17 protein-coding genes and 3 pseudogenes are annotated in these 18,079 nt (G+C 36.2%); 16 read left to right on the top strand and 4 right to left on the bottom strand.

What is annotated here, in order from left to right; translation table 11 throughout:
* Positions 1-24: 24 nt before the first annotated feature.
* The 10 genes and pseudogenes from JN080_RS18840 to JN080_RS18885 all read left to right on the top strand — a co-directional run bounded on the left by JN080_RS18840 (position 25) and on the right by JN080_RS18885 (position 10,191).
* Positions 25-1,227: an ornithine--oxo-acid transaminase gene (locus JN080_RS18840; protein WP_256237521.1), complete on the top strand. Its 1,203-nt coding sequence runs from the start codon at positions 25-27 to the stop codon at positions 1,225-1,227.
* Between the two features lie 74 nt (positions 1,228-1,301).
* A complete protein-coding gene (locus JN080_RS18845; protein ID WP_256237522.1) occupies positions 1,302-2,585 on the top strand; it encodes a Glu/Leu/Phe/Val family dehydrogenase in 1,284 nt (427 codons plus the stop codon).
* A gap of 113 nt (positions 2,586-2,698) precedes the next feature.
* Positions 2,699-2,947 (top strand): biotin/lipoyl attachment domain-containing protein, encoded by a 249-nt coding sequence (locus JN080_RS18850; RefSeq protein ID WP_256237523.1) that lies wholly within the window; start codon positions 2,699-2,701, stop codon positions 2,945-2,947.
* 207 nt (positions 2,948-3,154) lie between these two features.
* Positions 3,155-3,361, top strand: coding sequence for a hypothetical protein (locus JN080_RS18855; protein ID WP_256237524.1), 207 nt, complete (start codon positions 3,155-3,157; stop codon positions 3,359-3,361).
* 82 nt (positions 3,362-3,443) lie between these two features.
* Positions 3,444-3,632, top strand: coding sequence for a hypothetical protein (locus tag JN080_RS18860; protein ID WP_256237525.1), 189 nt, complete (start codon positions 3,444-3,446; stop codon positions 3,630-3,632).
* A gap of 547 nt (positions 3,633-4,179) precedes the next feature.
* Complete coding sequence (locus tag JN080_RS18865; RefSeq protein ID WP_256237526.1) at positions 4,180-5,460, top strand: MFS transporter; 1,281 nt, start codon at positions 4,180-4,182, stop codon at positions 5,458-5,460.
* Positions 5,461-5,529: 69 nt separating this feature from the next.
* Positions 5,530-6,717 (top strand): M20 metallopeptidase family protein, encoded by a 1,188-nt coding sequence (locus JN080_RS18870; RefSeq protein ID WP_256237527.1) that lies wholly within the window; start codon positions 5,530-5,532, stop codon positions 6,715-6,717.
* Positions 6,718-6,785: 68 nt separating this feature from the next.
* Positions 6,786-7,718 carry a M20 metallopeptidase family protein gene (locus JN080_RS18875; RefSeq protein ID WP_256237528.1) on the top strand — a complete coding sequence of 311 codons (933 nt, stop codon included), beginning with the start codon at positions 6,786-6,788 and terminating at the stop codon, positions 7,716-7,718.
* Between the two features lie 519 nt (positions 7,719-8,237).
* Positions 8,238-8,824 (top strand): annotated as a pseudogene (locus tag JN080_RS18880) (recombinase family protein).
* A gap of 581 nt (positions 8,825-9,405) precedes the next feature.
* Positions 9,406-10,191, top strand: a complete 786-nt coding sequence (locus JN080_RS18885; protein WP_256237529.1) for a hypothetical protein — start codon at positions 9,406-9,408, stop codon at positions 10,189-10,191.
* Positions 10,192-10,855: 664 nt separating this feature from the next.
* On the opposite strand, the gene yppF is transcribed toward JN080_RS18885, so the two are convergent.
* Entirely contained in the window at positions 10,856-11,002 is a 147-nt protein-coding gene (yppF, locus tag JN080_RS18890) for a YppF family protein (RefSeq protein WP_256237530.1), read from the bottom strand.
* Positions 11,003-11,378: 376 nt separating this feature from the next.
* Positions 11,379-11,512, bottom strand: a pseudogene (locus tag JN080_RS18895) (DUF6584 family protein); the annotation flags it as partial.
* A gap of 497 nt (positions 11,513-12,009) precedes the next feature.
* Here JN080_RS18895 and JN080_RS18900 point away from each other — a divergent pair.
* The 6 genes and pseudogenes from JN080_RS18900 (at position 12,010) to JN080_RS18925 (ending at position 16,182) form a co-directional block, all read left to right on the top strand.
* Positions 12,010-13,125: a GerAB/ArcD/ProY family transporter gene (locus JN080_RS18900; protein WP_256237531.1), complete on the top strand. Its 1,116-nt coding sequence runs from the start codon at positions 12,010-12,012 to the stop codon at positions 13,123-13,125.
* Between the two features lie 28 nt (positions 13,126-13,153).
* On the top strand, positions 13,154-13,798 hold the full coding sequence (locus JN080_RS18905) for a GntR family transcriptional regulator (RefSeq protein ID WP_375141703.1): 645 nt from the start codon (positions 13,154-13,156) through the stop codon (positions 13,796-13,798).
* 2 nt (positions 13,799-13,800) lie between these two features.
* A pseudogene (locus JN080_RS18910) lies at positions 13,801-14,774 on the top strand (DMT family transporter).
* Positions 14,775-15,061: 287 nt separating this feature from the next.
* On the top strand, positions 15,062-15,610 hold the full coding sequence (locus JN080_RS18915; protein WP_256237532.1) for a MerR family transcriptional regulator: 549 nt from the start codon (positions 15,062-15,064) through the stop codon (positions 15,608-15,610).
* A gap of 11 nt (positions 15,611-15,621) precedes the next feature.
* Positions 15,622-15,786 carry a hypothetical protein gene (locus tag JN080_RS18920; RefSeq protein WP_256237533.1) on the top strand — a complete coding sequence of 55 codons (165 nt, stop codon included), beginning with the start codon at positions 15,622-15,624 and terminating at the stop codon, positions 15,784-15,786.
* A 219-nt stretch (positions 15,787-16,005) separates the two neighbouring features.
* Positions 16,006-16,182 carry a hypothetical protein gene (locus JN080_RS18925; RefSeq protein WP_256237547.1) on the top strand — a complete coding sequence of 59 codons (177 nt, stop codon included), beginning with the start codon at positions 16,006-16,008 and terminating at the stop codon, positions 16,180-16,182.
* Positions 16,183-16,571: 389 nt separating this feature from the next.
* Here the strand turns inward: JN080_RS18925 and hxlB are convergent, their stop codons facing one another.
* Together hxlB and hxlA are read right to left on the bottom strand one after the other, a co-directional pair.
* Complete coding sequence (gene hxlB, locus JN080_RS18930; protein ID WP_256237534.1) at positions 16,572-17,129, bottom strand: 6-phospho-3-hexuloisomerase; 558 nt, start codon at positions 17,127-17,129, stop codon at positions 16,572-16,574.
* A 17-nt stretch (positions 17,130-17,146) separates the two neighbouring features.
* On the bottom strand, positions 17,147-17,788 hold the full coding sequence (hxlA, locus tag JN080_RS18935; RefSeq protein WP_256237535.1) for a 3-hexulose-6-phosphate synthase: 642 nt from the start codon (positions 17,786-17,788) through the stop codon (positions 17,147-17,149).
* Positions 17,789-18,079: the final 291 nt, after the last annotated feature.

Below are 18,079 nucleotides of genomic sequence, written 5' to 3' on the forward strand. Positions count from 1 at the left end.
GACATAGAGAAAGGGGATATTAAAATGATAGCAGCAAAAGCAAATTCAAATGAAATTATTCAAAATACAGACAAGTTTGGGGCGCATAACTATCATCCGCTTCCAATTGTTATATCAAAAGCAGAAGGAGTTTGGGTGGAAAGTCCAGAGGGAAATCGTTACTTGGACATGTTAAGCTCTTATTCAGCTTTAAACCAAGGACATCGTCACCCAAAAATTATCCAGGCATTAAAAGATCAGGCAGATAAAGTAACATTAACTTCCCGCGCTTTCCACAATGACCAACTTGGTCTTTGGTATGAGAAAATTTGTCAGATAACGAATAAAAATATGGTACTTCCAATGAACACTGGAGCAGAAGCAGTTGAAACCGCTCTCAAGACAGCTCGCCGCTGGGGCTATGATGTCAAAGGAATTCCTGAAAACCAAGCAGAAATTATTGCTTGTGTAGGGAACTTCCATGGGCGGACAATGGGGGCTGTTTCTCTATCATCTGATCCGGAGTATAAAAGGGGCTTCGGGCCATTGTTGCCGGGAATTAAATTAGTTCCATACGGTGACATAGAATCATTAAAAGCGGAGATTACAGATCATACAGCTGCATTTTTAGTGGAGCCAATCCAAGGGGAAGCTGGAATTGTCATTCCTCCTGATGGATTCTTAAAGGCGGTATCCGAATTATGTAAAGAAAAGAACGTATTATTCATTGCCGATGAAATCCAAACCGGCCTGGCCCGCACAGGAAAAATGTTTGCTAGCGATTGGGAGGATGTCACTCCTGATGTGTATATTTTAGGTAAAGCCCTCGGCGGAGGTGTATTCCCGATTTCCTGTGTTGTTGCAAATGCTGATATTCTTGGTGTTTTCAACCCGGGTTCACATGGGTCTACTTTTGGTGGTAACCCGCTTGCTTGTGCTGTTTCCATTGCTGCATTAGATGTCATTGAGGAAGAAAAACTTACTGAACGGTCTTTTGAATTAGGGAAATACTTCCTTAATGAACTCAAGACAATCGAAAATCCGATCATTAAAGAAGTTCGGGGAAAAGGTCTATTTATCGGGGTTGAACTAACGGAAGCAGCGAGACCATATTGCGAAAAATTAAAAGAAGAAGGATTGCTTTGTAAGGAAACACATGACTTTGTGATAAGATTTGCTCCCCCTCTTATTATTAAAAAAGAAGAAATTAACTGGGCTCTTGAGCGAATTAAAAAAGTTTTATCATAAAAGGAAATCTTGGATTTCCTTATAAAGTAAGCAACAATCCCTATCAAAAAACTAACCCTTAAGAGGTGTCAACCATGGCTGTTAAAGAACAGATATTGAAGCAACAGCAAGAGGAACAAGAGTCGCTAAATATGCTTCACTCTACACAATCCGTGATTCACGAAGCATTAACGAAATTAGGCTATAAGGAAGAAATGTTTGAACTATTAAAAGAACCATTACGATTTTTAGCGGTTCGAATTCCTGTAAAAATGGACGATGGATCCGTTAAAGTATTTACAGGCTACCGCTCTCAGCATAACGATTCCGTTGGTCCGACAAAAGGTGGTATTCGATTCCATCCGAAAGTAGATGAAGCCGAGGTAAAAGCATTATCGATTTGGATGAGCTTAAAATGTGGAATTACCAATTTGCCATTTGGGGGAGGTAAAGGCGGAATCATTTGCGACCCTCGACAAATGTCACTAAGGGAACTTGAAAGATTAAGCCGCGGCTATGTTCGTGCGATCAGCCAAATTGTGGGTCCTAACAAAGATATACCTGCTCCTGATGTCTATACCAATTCACAAATTATGGCCTGGATGATGGATGAATACAGCCACCTTCGTGAGTTTGACTCACCAGGATTTATTACTGGTAAGCCAATCGCATTAGGCGGATCACATGGACGGGAAACAGCTACTGCCCGCGGGGTGGCAATCATTATTGAAGAAACGGCTAAGAAAAAAGGAATCAGGCTTGAAGGTGCACGCGTTGTTATCCAGGGGTTTGGAAATGCAGGAAGCTACCTGGCAAAATTCATGCATGATGCCGGGGCAAAGGTTGTAGGTGTTTCGGATGTATACGGTGCGATCGCTGACCCTAATGGACTGGATATCAACTATTTACTTGACCATCGTGACAGCTTCGGAACATTCTCCAAACTATTTAAAAATACGTTAACAAACAAAGAGTTATTCGAACTGGATTGTGATATTCTTGTTCCTGCAGCCATTTCGAACCAGATTACTGCAAAAAATGTTTATGATATTAAAGCATCGATCGTAGTTGAAGCCGCAAATGGACCAACTACTCTTGAAGCAACCAAAATTTTAACCGAGCAAGGAGTATTCCTTGTACCGGACATTCTATCAAATGCTGGTGGAGTAACAGTTTCTTATTTTGAATGGGTGCAAAATAATCAGGGATATTACTGGACTGATGAGGAGGTTGAGCAAAAACTCAAAAAGATCATGGTTGATTCATTTGAAAATATTTATCAAATAGCCCAATCACATAATGTAGACATGCGTTTAGCTGCTTATATGGTAGGGATAAAGAAATCAGCAGAGGCCTCAAGTTTCCGGGGCTGGGTTTAATCTGTCCAAATTTAGCTACGGATACAAGAATCACTAAATTAAACTCTGGTAAAGTGGAAATCAAACCACGTTTACTAACCGAAACTTTTGGTAAGGAGTGGGAGATTTGAAAGTTGCCGATGAGACGATATATAGTCCTTGGTCCGGTACCGTTGAAAGTGTGTTCATCCAAAAAAAACAACCATGTTTACGAATGGGAGAAATTGTTTTTAATTACAACTGCCAACGGCATGGTTGAAGAGATTTCGATCGGGATCAGTGGGCTTATTACGTCTTTACATGTGAAAAAGGGCCAAAAAGTCGAGGTCAGCTCAGTATTGGCTACGATTCAAGATGATTTACTTATAACCGGTTCTGAATAAGAAACGGCGCAAAAATACTCTTTCCATATATATGGAAAGAGTATTTTTGTGTTTGTAAGGGAAAATTCAATTTACTAAAATAATTCAAAGCAGTGTAATTTCAATTGATTCGAAGGGGTAATCAAGAAAATGATTCCAGAGAAATTTGAGCAAATTGGCTGGTTATGATAGTGCATTATAACAGATGGAAATGGGGTCATTAATGGCGTGAGACCTGAAGAATTTATGGGAAAACATGTCACCTCTTTTTATAAAAATCTGACGAATAAAAACAGTACGATTACGAATGTATTAAAAACTGGAAATGCTGTTTGCGATGTCAAACAAGAATTAATTGCAATGAATGGCAGTACATTTCAACAATCAATTCTACCTATCCCATACATGATAATGAAAGAATCATTGGGGCAATAGAATTTTCCGAACATATCAAAATGATATGCTGATTGCAATGTTGCACAAGTTTATTTGATCTTAGTCTGGGGAATACCGATGATTGCACAAATCAGTATCCTGTATATCGGATTTCTTCCAATTTAACATTGCCCTGCCACTGGCTATCTATAATGGGGCTTACAGTTCCGAGATTTTTCGCGGGGCGATACAATCTATTGAACAGATGGAAGTGGTACGGTCATTGGGTATGATTAACAATCGTTCAAGGAGAGAACAATCATCCACTTGAAATCTATATGGTTACCGGAATATTTTAACTTGTGCTTGTTGGAGTATTTACCTTTGTCTTTAATAAATTGGAAAAAAGATTTACTCCAACTTTAAAACCAGACATGAAGATGGAAAACATCGAAGTGAAAACGTAAGGCATTTTTTCCAAAAGAAAATAGATTCATTATTCTTTAACCGACAATAATCAAGTTGTCGGTTGTTTTGTAAAAATTTTTGCAAAAATCAAAAATATTTTACATCAGATAATTAATTTATTAAAAATCTATCTTTCCAATTTTTAAAAATAATTTCGTCATTTTTGTTGAAAAATAAAGTTTTTAAGGATTTTAAAGAGTAAATCAAAAAAGTCCTCAAAATCTACCTATAAAATTTAAAAAGTTGGCACAATTATTGCAATAAATAAAAGTGAAGGAGAAAATTATAAAATCACCTTACTTTTGTAAACGATTTCAATGATGTTGAATGAGGGGAGAGAAAAAATAAGTCAAAACAGCAGCGATGTATCAACATTTATCAACAATTTTATCTAAAAAGGATGGGATGATATGAACAAAAACGGAAAGATTTTTTATGGTTGGTGGATCGTGGCAGCGACCTTCATGATTATGACTTTCATCTATGCTCCGATTGCAAACTTGGTTTCCTTATTTATCCTGCCAGTTACGAAAGAACTTAGATTTGCTCCATCTCAGTTTATGCTATATTTTACGATAATGGCTTTAGCCGCAATGGCTGTAGGTCCTATTGCAGGCAGACTAATGAAAAAGATGGATATAAGAGTATATTTAACCTTATTTATCTTAATTGCAGCTCTTGCATTTGTTGGGTTTTCATTTTCAACTAAACTAATTCACTTTTATCTATTAGCAATCTTAATGGGAGCAGGCATGGCAGGAGGCGCAATGATTCCTTCATCAGTTCTTATCACAAACTGGTTTAATGAAAAACGAGGTTTATGTTTAGGTATTGCTTTGTCGGGGAGCGGTTTCGGCGGTGTAATTCTTAGTCCTATAGTTAACTGGCTAATTACGGCCTACGGATGGAGATCAGCCTATCTTGTTTTAGGGATTTTAATAGCTGTCTTATTAATTCCATTGGCAGTATTTGTAATAAGATTAAATCCATCTGACAAAGGTCTATCGCCACTAGGCAGTGCAATATCTTTAAAGAGTACACAATTGAATGTATTAATAGGTACAACCCAAGGTGAAGCATTAAAGTCTGTTTCATTTTGGACTCTTTGTTTAGCTATTTTAGTTGGCGGTATTGTTGTTAATAGTATGCTAATAAATCTTGCTCCATATTTGGCTGGAATAGGTACATCAGCCAAAACAGCAGCATTGCTTTTATCATTAGGTTCTGCAATGGTAATTGCCGGAAAACTATTAGTAGGGCGATTATTTGATAAGCTTGGATTAATCACAACATTATTTATTATTTCGGCAGGAAGTCTGGTAAGTTTTCTATTTTTAATGAAAGCAAACATAGTTTTACCAGCTATTCTTTATACAATATTTTCAGGAGTAGGTTCAACGGCTGTTACTGTTACACCTGCATATATGATAGGAGCACTTTTTGGTGAGAAGGAATATGGAGCAAAATATAGTGTCGTAGCAATATTTATCTCATTAGGTGCAGCCATAACTCCGATTGTATCTGGAGCCATTTATAATTTTAACCATTCATATGGTGTAGTCCTAAATTTTTTAATTGCCCTTTCCGTTGTGCAATTTGCATTATTTTTTATTGCAAGTAAAACTAAACCGAAGTTTTCTTCAACCCCAGATATTTCAAAAGAAGAAGCGTTTAATTTATCTAGGAGTTAAAAATATTACTAAATTTAAATCATGCCCATTTTTAAGATGGGTAAATCTAAAAAGGTAAGGAGTATTCTAATGAATCGTACTTTAACAACCAATAATATTTTATCACTCTCAGAAGATATGAAAGAGGAGCTAGTCAAACACCGTCGATATCTTCATCAAAACCCAGAAATTGGATTTGAATTACCAAATACAGTTGCATACGTTGAAGAAACCTTGAAAAGTATGGGGCTACAACCTAAAAAAGTCGGAAAAGCTGGTTTAGTGGTAACTATTGGTAATGGAAATGGAAAAACTATTTTATTAAGAGGAGACATGGATGCTTTACCGATGGTGGAAACTACAGATTTGCCTTTTAAATCCGCTAATGAATTCATGCATGCTTGTGGTCATGATATCCATACGACATTCATGCTCGGGGCGGCAAAGCTGTTAAAGGAAAAAGAAAATGAGATGAATGGAACCGTCAAAATCATGTTTCAGCCTGCTGAGGAAATTGGGGCAGGAGCAAAGGACATGGTTGCAAATGGGTTATTGGAAAATCCGAAAGTAGATGCCGCACTTGCCCTGCATGTTGACCCGGAATTAGAAGTCGGCAAATTTGGTTACAAACCGGGGATAGCTGCCTCATCGTTAGATGGTTTTTTCTTAAAAGTACAGGGAAAAGGCGGCCATAGTTCTGAGCCTCATAAAGCAATTGATCCATTAATGATTGTCAATACAATATACAGTCAATTGAATACTTTAGTTGGGAAAGAAGTTGCTCCACAGGAAACAGCTGTACTCGTTATTGGCAGAATGGGAGGTGGTACTGTTGCCAATATTATTCCTGATAAGGCACATCTTGATGCGACTTTACGTACCTTCAATCCGGAAGTAAGGGAACATCTGTTTAAAAGAATCCCAGAAATTATTGATTTAACAGTAAAAATGATGCGTGGCACATATAATCTTGAAACTCTCTCAACTCCATCCCTATTTAATAATGCAGAATTGTGTGAACAAATGGCACCTTATGTAAAAGAAGTGATTGGTGAAAATAACCTTGAAGTAAACGAGAAACCGTTAGCCGGTACAGAGGACTTCTCCTATATCAGCAATATTGTCCCAACGATGTTCATGTGGGCTGGCGCCAATGGATTGGGAGATAACAATTATCCGCTCCATAATCCGAACGTCGTATTGGATGAAGGGGTTATTCCATTGGGAGTAGCGGTTGTGGTGAATACTGCTTTAAACTGGATTAATAATTCGAAATAAATTATATATTTTTATAAATGAAAAAAGGAATACCAGAGATTTACTGTTTATAAATGGAGGATGTAAAATTGGAAAACAAAAATCTTGAGTTGGCGATTCAGCTTCGTCATGAACTTCACGCATATCCAGAATTATCAAATCATGAAGTTTGGACTAAACAGCATCTGGTCGATTTCCTCAGAGCAAACACAAAGCTTGAAATTGTTGACAGAGGACGTTGGTTCTATGCTGTCTATCATTCCAAAGTAGGGAAAAGAAATGTAGCATTCCGCGCGGACTTTGATGCACTGCCAATCGAAGAAACGATCGATCTTCCGTACGGTTCTAAGTGCCCTGGAGTTTCTCATAAATGTGGACATGACGGGCACTCTGCAACTTTAGCAGGCTTTGCTCTTGAAATTGATCAGAAGGGATCAGACAATAATATTTTCTTCCTGTTCCAGCATGCGGAGGAGACAGGTGATGGTGCTGCTGAATGCTCTGTTTTCATCAAGGAAAATGACATTGATGAAATTTTTGGCTGGCACAATATGAGTGGATTTCCTCACAATGTCGTTCATGTCATTGATGGAACGGCGCACTGTGCATCTAAAGGTATGACCATCCATATGGAAGGTGTTCCATCTCACGCGAGTGAACCTGAGAAGGGTATAAATCCAACATTTGCCATTTCAAAGGTAATCGATGCCATTCCTAGTTTCATTGATTCTAAGATTAATAAGGGTCTGGTTCTTTGCACAATAGTCCATGTAGAAATCGGTACAAAAGCATTCGGTGTTAATGCCAGCCAAGGCACACTTCGAATGACCATTCGTGCACTGTACGAAGTAGAGTTGGACAGACTTCAAAAAAATCTTGAAGATGTTGCAAAATCTGAAGCGGAGAAATATGGACTAAAGGTGAGCTTCGAATATCAGGATGAATTCCCGGAAACTTTAACCACAAGGAAAGCACTAACAAAGTTCGATACGTTTGCAATGAGAAAAACATTCCTTTTGTAGAGCTTCAGGAAGCATTCCGTGGTTCCGAAGATTACGGTCACTACACGAAACTTACAAAAGGCTCCTATTTTTATATTGGAAACGGCGAAGACTATGCGAACCTGCACAGTTACGAGTATGACTTCAAAGACGATCTCATTGAAACGGCAGTTGAAATGTTCAAAGGTGTTGCTGAACTGTAAAATCTCCTAAAGCAAGTTTGAATTCTCAGTTAGACCTGCAAACATAAAATAGTACAGTCGAAGAATTCTATCTTAATAAACTGCCCAAATATTTGGGCAGTTTACCTTATTGAAAAGGCATTCTGATTTAGCCTATTCAGGTGCTTTTTGTTAATAAACTGAGCCACCTTACAGGTGGGACTTGCGGCTCTTTAATTTAATCATTTATAAATAATCATTAAGGTGCAATAGCCTCGATTGTCAATCGAATTTCTCTAACTATCTTAATCTTATCCTCTATACCATATTCTTGTAGCTTAACCCTGAAGAATTCCATAGAAAGGTAGATTCGATACATATGAAAATATTCGGTTATGTCCGTGTATCATCAAAAGAACAAAACGAAGCTAGACAAATGGAGACTATGAGGAAGGAATTGAAGAACGGGACATATTCATTGATAAGGCCAGCGGTAAAAACTTTGAACGTCCTCAGTATCAATTATTAAAACAAATGGTGCGTGAAGGGGATACGGTTGCATTTGATTCCATTACTCGGATGGGACGGAATATGGATGACACAATGAAGGAATATAAATGGTTTGTAGAAAATGGAGTACAGCTGCGTTTCATAAAGGAGCCTATGATTAACACCAGCAATCGAGCAATACAAACAATCATTTTGACTCTTCTTACTGCATTCGCCGAAAAAGAACGGGAGGAAATCAAGACAAGGCAGGCTGAGGGGATTGCGGTAGCAAAAGCTCAAGGGAAACACCTGGGCAGACCAAAAACTGAAATTACTCAAGAGATTGAACAAGCATACAAACAATGGAAAGATAATGAGATAACAGCAGTTGAGGCTATGAAGAAGGTTAACGTGCCTAGGAGTACATTTTACCGGATAGTAAAGGAATATGAAGAAACGCTGAGCCCTCAACATTGATGTGTGAGGGCTTTTTTATTTATTTCCTATCCAGAGTATTTGCCGGCAGGAAATAAGCTTTTCATTTTCCAAAACTTCTATTTATTTATAATTCCCTTTCATCTTTGCAGCTGCTTAAATAAATCTTGTTTTGTCCTATTTGATAGCTTCCAGTCATAACGGCTGTGAAGCTATTTTTTTATTATAGTCCAAGTAGGAAGGGGATCACCCCTATTTGAATAAGTCTGTTTGAACAAATCTATACATTGATTTTGTTCTGTCAGGGTGTACTCTAATTGAACAAAAAAATGATTATTCAAAGGACGTAAAAGAATTGAGAATCTGAAGTTACAGTGGAGGAATACGATGAATATTTATCAGCGGGAAATCAAATGGATATTGTAGAAATTCTTACATGCACCACTGAGGTAGATACAGGAAGTGAATTTTGAGACGTTACTGATACTGTTAAAGAAAGCTAGAAGTTTTTGTAGTTGTTTTTTTATAAATTCGTATTAATGGCATTAATCAAATTACAAAAGATTAATGGAAAACGGACTTGTAGGATTCAAGGTAATTAAATAACTGAACGGGGGAGGAATATGCTTTCATCGGATGAAATCGAAAGAGAATTTAGACTTGAAGTGAAATCTAAGAAACTAGCAACTTCGGGGGTCCATCACAAGACAGGGAAGCGTGGCTATACGGGAACCATTATTTTTCTTTCTTCATTACTTAGGGGAAAAGAAAAACGTGATTACACAAAACCAGGAAAGGTGCGACAATACAATATGTTTACGTCATTAGTTGATTACGAAACTTTAAAATCATATTCTCCCGAAATACAAAAGGATATTCTTATTAAATGGAGAGAGCAATTTACTTCAAAAGATATTATCGAAGCATTAGGAATCAATCGTACTTCTTATTATGAACTTCTTTATAAGCATGGAATTTTAGAAAGACCGAGCTCCTCAAAAGAGAATAAAGATGTACCGAAAAGAGATAAGCCCGAAGCAAAGCCCGAAGAAATAATGAGCTTCCAGGACTTAAAATTGTTGCCGAAAGAAAAGCAGTTTCAAATATTGGATGATTACAATGAACGTTTTAATATGCCTTCGGTTGCTAAGATTTGGGGGAAAGATGATAAAAGCGTTTATAGTCTCCGATATACATTGAGAAAGAGCCTGGAAAAGGCCAAGAAAGAGGAAGCAAAAGTTAAAGAAAGTGTTGATGAGCATAAACAAATGGATTTGAATATAGGTATCGAGCCGAAAGAAGAAGAAATTTCGGGGGAAAATGAGACACTGACATCTGCAGAAAGAGAGGAAGTATTAACAGATAATCAAAAAGAATTAGAAAAATTAAAATCAATAGTAGAGCAGTAAGCTCAATTATTACAGAGTTTTATAGAATCTCAGAAAACTGGTGAATATGTTGCTACAGCTGTTGAGCCCGTTCAGGAATCTGTTCCTGCCTTTACCATAAAATTTGAAAAAGAGAATGAAGGGTTTATTCTCCATCAAGATCTCAAACGATTTATTACCGTTTTAGAGAAAAATCCTGATATATTCAAAGTAGAAGTCAAGATTACAAGAATAGAGGAAATATAAAATGGAAAGAAAAGAAGAAATAAGGACGGTCATTACTTTTAAAAGGGGGATTATGAATGGATATTTTAGGTTCTCGGAGCCTGGTTGCAATATCTCTTGTTGACTATGGGTGGATGTTTAATTCTCTCCTTTCTATTGTTATTTATATCCAATAAGTATATAAAAAAGAAATTAGATCAAATGGAACAAAATGATTAATTAAATGGAAACAAACAAGTTAAACAAAAAGATTTTTCAAACAGGAAAAAAGATCCACCCTGGGTATGACTGCCAAGATGGATTTTATGCCGTAAACCAAGGTTTTAGGGGACGAAATGAATATAATATACAGTGAACTTAAAATGTGATTTGTTAGAGTGTAGAACTTAATTTACATTTTTCAAAGGCAAAAGGTCTTGTTTTACAAAAAATGAATTTGGCTTTTTTGCTTTAAGTTTGTCTAGTTCAAAAAAAGTTTTTTATATTCAACAATAGATAATTCTCCATAAATATAACTTTTTTGAATATAATCTAGTAATTCATTGGCATGTAATGGGTTTCGTTCTTTTACTAGTTCAAAACGATGTATTAGGTTTTCTAATAACATAGTAATCACTCATTTCATCGGTTTTTTTGAACAATGTATGCGTTTACAATTAGTGTAACATGTATATCGTTTTAAGTTTATTTTTTCGGAAATTCAAACACGGGGTATTTTTTTACATATTTATAATAGGTATAGTGACAGGGTAGCCTCTCTAATCCGCAAGATAATTCACATGAAATGTAATTAACGTATCGGATTTTTAGGAGATATTTCTGCTCACAAAGGAAAGTTATTGATAATCTGTTTTTGTAATTTAACCAGTGCTTTTTAATTGAATTGAATGATAGGTTATCCATTAAATTAAAATTAATTCGCTTAAAATCGCCTGTAGCAACATAAAAATGGGCAAAAAAAATAGCCTTGGAGCTTTCAAGGGCTTTGCAGCCATTGATGGATATTTTAATGCAAAATAGATATCCCCTAACTTTCTACGGAGATCTAATTGATTAAGATAGGTGGAATTAACCCGTGTAGTCTATCTCTTGCTTTTCCTAAATCATTTTTTTCAATGTCATCCTATATCTTCTTTATAGTTGAACAGGTATCTTTTCTATAAAACACACCTTCTTCTTCACTCCCTGTTAATTGAATACCTTAGAGCTTCGATTCAATTTCTAAATTTCCTTCTCTTATTTAAGATAATGGCCCGTAACATAAGGAAAGAGCACAATTCTGGAACAATTATCAAGACTAAAGGTGAAAATTCCTTGATTTTAAAAGGCTCCTACAAATTAGATATGTATAATATGTTGAATTTTCACCAAAAAGGCGTACATTTTTGAACATAATGTACGCCGATTTTTATGGTCTGGTTAATGCTGTAGAATCGCTCCCGATTATTGGATAAGAAAAGCATCACATTACGTGCTACTTATACGCACAAAAAGAATCCTTGATTGGAAGCTCCTTTTTATACTGCTGAACCTTCTCCATCATTTCTAAGTGTAGTCATAAATATAGGAACTTATTGGGATACTGAGTATTATCCGGAATTATTGGAGGAAATTATGCTTGAAAAAGGAAAAATAAATGCCAGTGAATTGTTTATAATGGTCATTACCTTTACAATAGGGGCTTCCGTACTTGTCCAGCCGGCCTCTACGGCAACGGTGGCAAAGCAGGATGCCTGGCTGGTTTCAGCTTCTGCAACCATCATTAGTTTGTTTTTTGCCTATCTCTATAATCAATTAGCCGCCCTTTATCCGTCCATGACCTATATAGAATGTCATGAAAAAATTTTAGGGAAATGGCTCGGAAAAGGCTTGGCACTTCTATTTATTTTCTTTCTTTTTATTCTTTTGTTTGATTTACTAAGAGAAATCGGGGACTTTTTTGCAACGGAGATATTAACCGAAACCCCAATCGAAGTGATTATGGTGGCTTTTTTATTAACGAGCCTTATAGGTGTCCGGTTAGGATTAGAAGTCATCTTCCGGACAGTGGTCATCTTTTTCCCCTGGATTGTAACACTACTTATCTTGCTGTTCTTATTTATTATTCCCGAAATCAAAATAGAAAATATCTACCCGATTCTCGGTGATGGATTAAAACCTGTTATGAGAGGTATTTACCAAACTCTTACCATTCCTTATGTCCAACTTGTTGTATTCTTAATGGTCACGCCGTATGTAACGGAAAAAGCAAAAATAAAAAAAGCCTTTTATTGGGGCATTTTCATTGGTGGGCTGATTTTAACCCTTTTTGTTTTGTTCAGCATTTTTGTTTTAGGCCCGAATATAACGGCAAGGCAAACCTACCCCTCTTATATGCTGGGGAAAAAAATTAGCCTTGGGAACTTTCGAATCGAAGTGTTTGTTGCAATTATTTGGATATTAACAATTTATTTCAAGGTAACCGTTTACTATTATGGAATTTCTCTAGGACTCGCTCAGATACTCGGGTTAAGGGACTACCGAATTTTGCTATTCCCATTAGCATTTTTAACATTCTCTTTTTCGATTTTTTCCTATTCCAATCTTGTTGAACTTAGTACCTTTATTACCACCACAGCGGTACCTTTTCTTTATACAGTTACCCTTATTCTGCCGCTGTTATTGTTAGTGATCGGAAAAATTAAATTAAAACGTTCTGCTTCAAAAGTAACTAAACAGCCACTTAATTGAAAAAATTAGATCTTCGATGCACTCTTAAATAACTCCTTCTCTTATCCAAGAAAATGGACCATTAAAAAAGGGGGATATTATTACTTTAGAATTACAACCAGAAGAACGCTTAAATGACAAAGAATTAGCAGAAAAGTTTGGAATTAGCCGCACACCTGTTAGGGAAGCACTTAAACGACTTGAGGACGAAGGGCTTGTTGAGTCCCTTCCAGGGTCATCTACTCGTGTAGCACCAATGAAAATAGAGGAGGCGAAACATGCTTTTACGGTTGTAGAAGTTTTACATGCTTTAGCTGCTCGACTTGCATGTCCATTATTAAAGGAAAAAGATGTTGAAGAATTAGAGTTTAGTAATAAGGCTTTGCAACTTTCAATTGAAAAAGGTGACGTTATTAAGGCTATTGAGGCAGATACAGCTTTTCACAATGTGTTCTTAGACGTAGCTGGAAACCCTGAAATCTTATTCGCATTAGAACGTAGTTTACCAAAAATTCGGCGATTAGAGATTTCACAATTTATTACCCAAAAAGGGTTATATTCGGTTGAGCAACACAATCAAATTATATCAGCTTGTAAAAATCAGGAATACGAAACAGTTGTCCGTTTTGTAGAAGAAAACTGGCTAAGTCTTGGCGAACTACTAACGCAAGAAAACGGAGCCGAGGTGAATTAACGTTGCAACCCATTTTAATTGGTATTACTGCAGCCTTCTTTTTTGCTTTTACGTTTGTACTTAATGCATCTATGGAGTTGTCTGGCGGCAGTTGGATTTGGAGCGCATCGCTTCGATATATCTTTATGGCCCCGTTTCTCTTGTGTATTGTACTAATTCGCTAAAGTTTCCGGCCACTCCTAAACGAAATGAGAAAACAACCAGGGACATGGGTTTTATGGGGCTCTGTAGGATTTGGATTATTCTATGCCCCCTTATGTTTTGCATCTGCGTATTCACCTGGTTGGCTTATTGCTGGAACATGGCAATTGACTATTATTTCAGGTACTTTACTTACACAGTTATTTTTTGAAACGAAATACACAGAGAATGGACCTATACAGATGAGAGGGAAAATTCCCCTGAAAGGTCTTATCATGTCACTGATTATTCTGTTAGGTATTGTTTTAATGCAAATGGAACATGCTAAACACCTTTCTTTAGAAAATCTTTATTGGGAGTTATCCCTGTTCTAATCGCATCATTTGCCTATCCTTTAGGGAATCGTAAAATGATGGAAGTGTGTGCAGGGAGCTTAGATGCTTATCAACGGGTGTTAGGAATGACTCTTGCAAGTCTCCCATTCTGGTTTTTACTTTCTTTGTATGGCATATATACGGTAGGATTGCCAAGTAAGGGACAGAGTCTCCAATCTTTAGTGGTGGCACTTTGTTCTGGAGTCATTGCAACTGTCCTATTTTTCGGAGCAACGGATATGGTAAGAGGAAATATGCAAAAATTAGCTGCTGTTGAAGCAACGCAATCAATGGAAGTGCTTTTTACGTTAGCTGGGGAACTGCTATTTTTGTCGATACCCACTCGTTCTTTATTATCTTTGTGCGGTATTTTTATCGTTATTCTTGGCATGATTTTGCATAGTTATGTTTCAAATCAAAAAGAGGAAAGTCATTTTAAACAGTCAGTGAACTTAAACTAAGCGAAATGGTACGATGCCGGAAGAAGGCATCGCTTTTTCACGAACGAGTTTGTTGAAGAGTGTTATTTATTCTTTTTTCAACGAACGGGGGCTTTTCTTGAATATCACTGTAGCAGTCCTATTCTGAACGCTCTTCTATTAAAGGGCGCTATTCTTATATTAGAAGGCGTCTTTTTGTAATGAAAATTAAACAACCAAAAAAAGTTTTAAAAGGGTACTTGATCCTAACACTATGTCAGGATGTATAGTAATGTTGCCGGCGAAAATAATTCGTACGAAATGAGGGGTTGATTCTGAATAAAATAACTTGGAAGGTTGGAGAATTAGCTAAACAAACCGGACTTACGGTACGAATGCTTCATCATTACGATAAGATTAGCCTATTTTCTCCTTCGCAGTATTCAAATACGGGTCATAGACTTTATACGGAGTCGGATATAGTCAGGCTACAACAAATTATGTCACTTAAGCAGTTAGGCTTTGCTTTGGAAGAAATTAAAGAGATAATGGAAAATCGAAATTTTAATCCGGTTGAAATTATCAAAGTCCAGTTAGATGATGTAAAAAGACGCATTCGGCTACAAGAACTGTTATGTAGTCGGTTGGAGAAAATATACGAATTGCTTAATAGTCAACAAGAAGTGTCGCCCGAACAATTTATAAATTTAATTGAGGTGATTAATATGAATAAAGATAAATATTTTACCCTAGAGCAACAGGAAAAGATGTTCAAACAGTTTGGACTAGAGGAAAGAAAGCAGTATGTAAGTGAATGGTCTGAAATAACTGCAAAGATACAGTGGAATATGAGAAGGGGACACCACCTGAAAACCTAGACGTAACACAATTGGCAAAACAATGGAATGAATTCGTCAATAAGTTGACTTTTGGGGATCCAGAGATATCCAAAGCAGCTGAACGTTATTATAAAGAGAATCCTGAAATAGGAGAGAAATTTGGGATAGATAAACAGCTTTCTGACTACATCAAGAAGGCAATGTCACATATTTGAATCATCTTTATTACTACAGAAAAAGTCGTGAGCTTTTGTATAGTCACGACTTTTTCTTTTTAAGTAATCGGGCGCTTTTATGAAGTAACTAAAGCCTAATTTCTCACTTATAACAACGAGAAATTAGGCTTTTTATATTTGAATTTCCATACAATTTAAATCAGCATTTTCCTGACGCTACCCCTACCTGACAAAATAGTGAATTAGAGGAGTCTTTTATTGGTAAGAAGTTGGCGAGACATGGAAAATTACTTGTCAAGGACTGGTACAAAAGATGGCAAAAGTGGAAATTCTAATGGCAGTAATCAATCCTCGGGTCTAATTGGCATTGAATTGCAAGGTGCAATGGCTATATATACAGTGAGTTTAAAAAGAATATTGAAACTAATAGATTAAAATAAGGGGAAAATTAACCCCAATTCACGTTTTAAATTTTAAGTCACTTTTTTGATATTACTACTTACCTACCAGCGAAAAAGCGGAGGATTTTCAGTGGCCTCTTTTATTTGATACACTTTTTATGCTTGACATATCACCAATAATCTTGATATTATTTATTATAATGTCAAGATTATTGGGAATATTTATTTTTTTAATAATCACTACTAATCTAAGAGAAATAGAAACAATTCAAAAGATAAAATAAGGACAGCTTTACCAAAAGATAAAGCTGCTCAAATGGAGTTGGTTCTTAAATTTTTACCGCATTAATCGTTCATTTAATAGCTCTTTTTTAGGTTTTATTTTTAAAAAATAAACTGGTAAAAATGGTACTTAAATTTTTACTACTCAAGATTTGCGTGCCTACCGTACATGACCCCGGATTCCAATCCCTTCTTATTCATCACTCTTAATATGACAGCATCAAAAAACAATAGGAGGGTTTGCTCAAATAGTGAACCCATGGGTTGGATGGTTTTGTAATCAGTGTCTGCACCAGCTTTAGGTTTGGCTGGTATTTTAATTGCTAAATCGCTTAATTTTCCAATAGTAGACTCAGGAGAAATCGTGACAACTGCGATTGATGCATCTAAATTTTTAGCCTTCTCTGCCATTGACACTAAACTTTTTGTTTCACCTGAACCGGAAGCAATAATTAAAATGTCGTCTTTTTCAAGACTGGGGGTTACCGTTTCACCAACTACAAAGGCATCAAACCCCATATGCATCAATCGCATCACAAATGATTTGGCCATAAATCCAGATCTACCTGCGCCCGCTACAAACACCTTCTTAGACTCAAGAATCGTATCTACCAATCTTTCAGCTTCATTTTCATCTATTAAGTCTATTGTCCGATTTAACTCATTTACAATTTCAGTAGCGTATTTAATAGTTGTCATAATTGAAATTACCTTTCCTAAGCAAAAGTCTTTTGATTAATTAAATCTTGCATTTTAGCAGCGACAGCTTTTTTATTATCTTGGTTAGCAATACCGCCACCTACAATGATAAGGTCAGGGTTTGATTTAAGAACCTCTGGAAGTGTTTCTAATTTAATACCGCCTGCGATTGCAGTTTTTGCATTTTTTACAACACTTTTAATTGTTTCAAGGTCTTTAAATGAATTTTGACCTTTTGCTTGTAGGTCGTAACCTGTATGGACACAAATATAGTCTACACCCATTTCGTCAACTTCTTGCGCACGTTTGGCAATATCTTTAACAGCAATTAAATCAATGAGGATTTGTTTACCTAGTTTTTTTGCTTCTGCAACTGCGCCTTTGATAGACTCATCTTCAGCTACAGCTAGAATAGTGATGATATCAGCACCATATTCAGCTGCTTTTAAAACTTCGTAACCTGCTGCATCCATTGTTTTCATGTCAGCTAGTACTTGTAATTGAGGGAATGCTTCTTTAACAGCTCTTACTGCTTGAAGACCTTCAATTTTAACAACCGGTGTACCGATTTCTACGATATCAATGTAGTCTTTAACTTCTTCCACCAATTTAATTGCTTCTTCTGTATTTACAAGGTCTAACGCTAATTGTAGTTTCATTTTTTTCTCTCCCTAATAAAATTTATTTGCTACACCGTTATTATATGTTGTAATTTTTAGAAATTAAAGTATGCACTTTTTAATCATATAGTGTCTAAAAATATACTATTAGAGAGTGCAATAAAGTTAATGCCAGATAAAATGTCTGTTTTGACTTTCCAGTTACTTTTTAATTCGTCGAAGTATTTAATCTCTATCCACTGATTAGAGTGAAAGGATGATAATATCACCGAGAATATCACAATACTGTAATACAATTGCTAACCGTCTATAATTAGTCCCTTAAGTGAG

It is taken from the genome of Bacillus sp. EB600 (assembly GCF_024494385.1).
GTDB lineage: Bacteria > Bacillota > Bacilli > Bacillales > Cytobacillaceae > JAEVLT01.

Coding starts and splice junctions, on each gene's coding strand:
- JN080_RS18840 (WP_256237521.1), top strand. CDS start 25: ATGATAGCAGCAAAAGCAAATTCAAATGAAATTATTCAAAATACAGAC.
- JN080_RS18845 (WP_256237522.1), top strand. CDS start 1,302: ATGGCTGTTAAAGAACAGATATTGAAGCAACAGCAAGAGGAACAAGAG.
- JN080_RS18865 (WP_256237526.1), top strand. CDS start 4,180: ATGAACAAAAACGGAAAGATTTTTTATGGTTGGTGGATCGTGGCAGCG.
- JN080_RS18870 (WP_256237527.1), top strand. CDS start 5,530: ATGAATCGTACTTTAACAACCAATAATATTTTATCACTCTCAGAAGAT.
- JN080_RS18885 (WP_256237529.1), top strand. CDS start 9,406: ATGCTTTCATCGGATGAAATCGAAAGAGAATTTAGACTTGAAGTGAAA.
- yppF (WP_256237530.1), bottom strand. CDS start 11,002: ATGTTATTAGAAAACCTAATACATCGTTTTGAACTAGTAAAAGAACGA.
- JN080_RS18900 (WP_256237531.1), top strand. CDS start 12,010: ATGCTTGAAAAAGGAAAAATAAATGCCAGTGAATTGTTTATAATGGTC.
- hxlB (WP_256237534.1), bottom strand. CDS start 17,129: ATGACAACTATTAAATACGCTACTGAAATTGTAAATGAGTTAAATCGG.
- hxlA (WP_256237535.1), bottom strand. CDS start 17,788: ATGAAACTACAATTAGCGTTAGACCTTGTAAATACAGAAGAAGCAATT.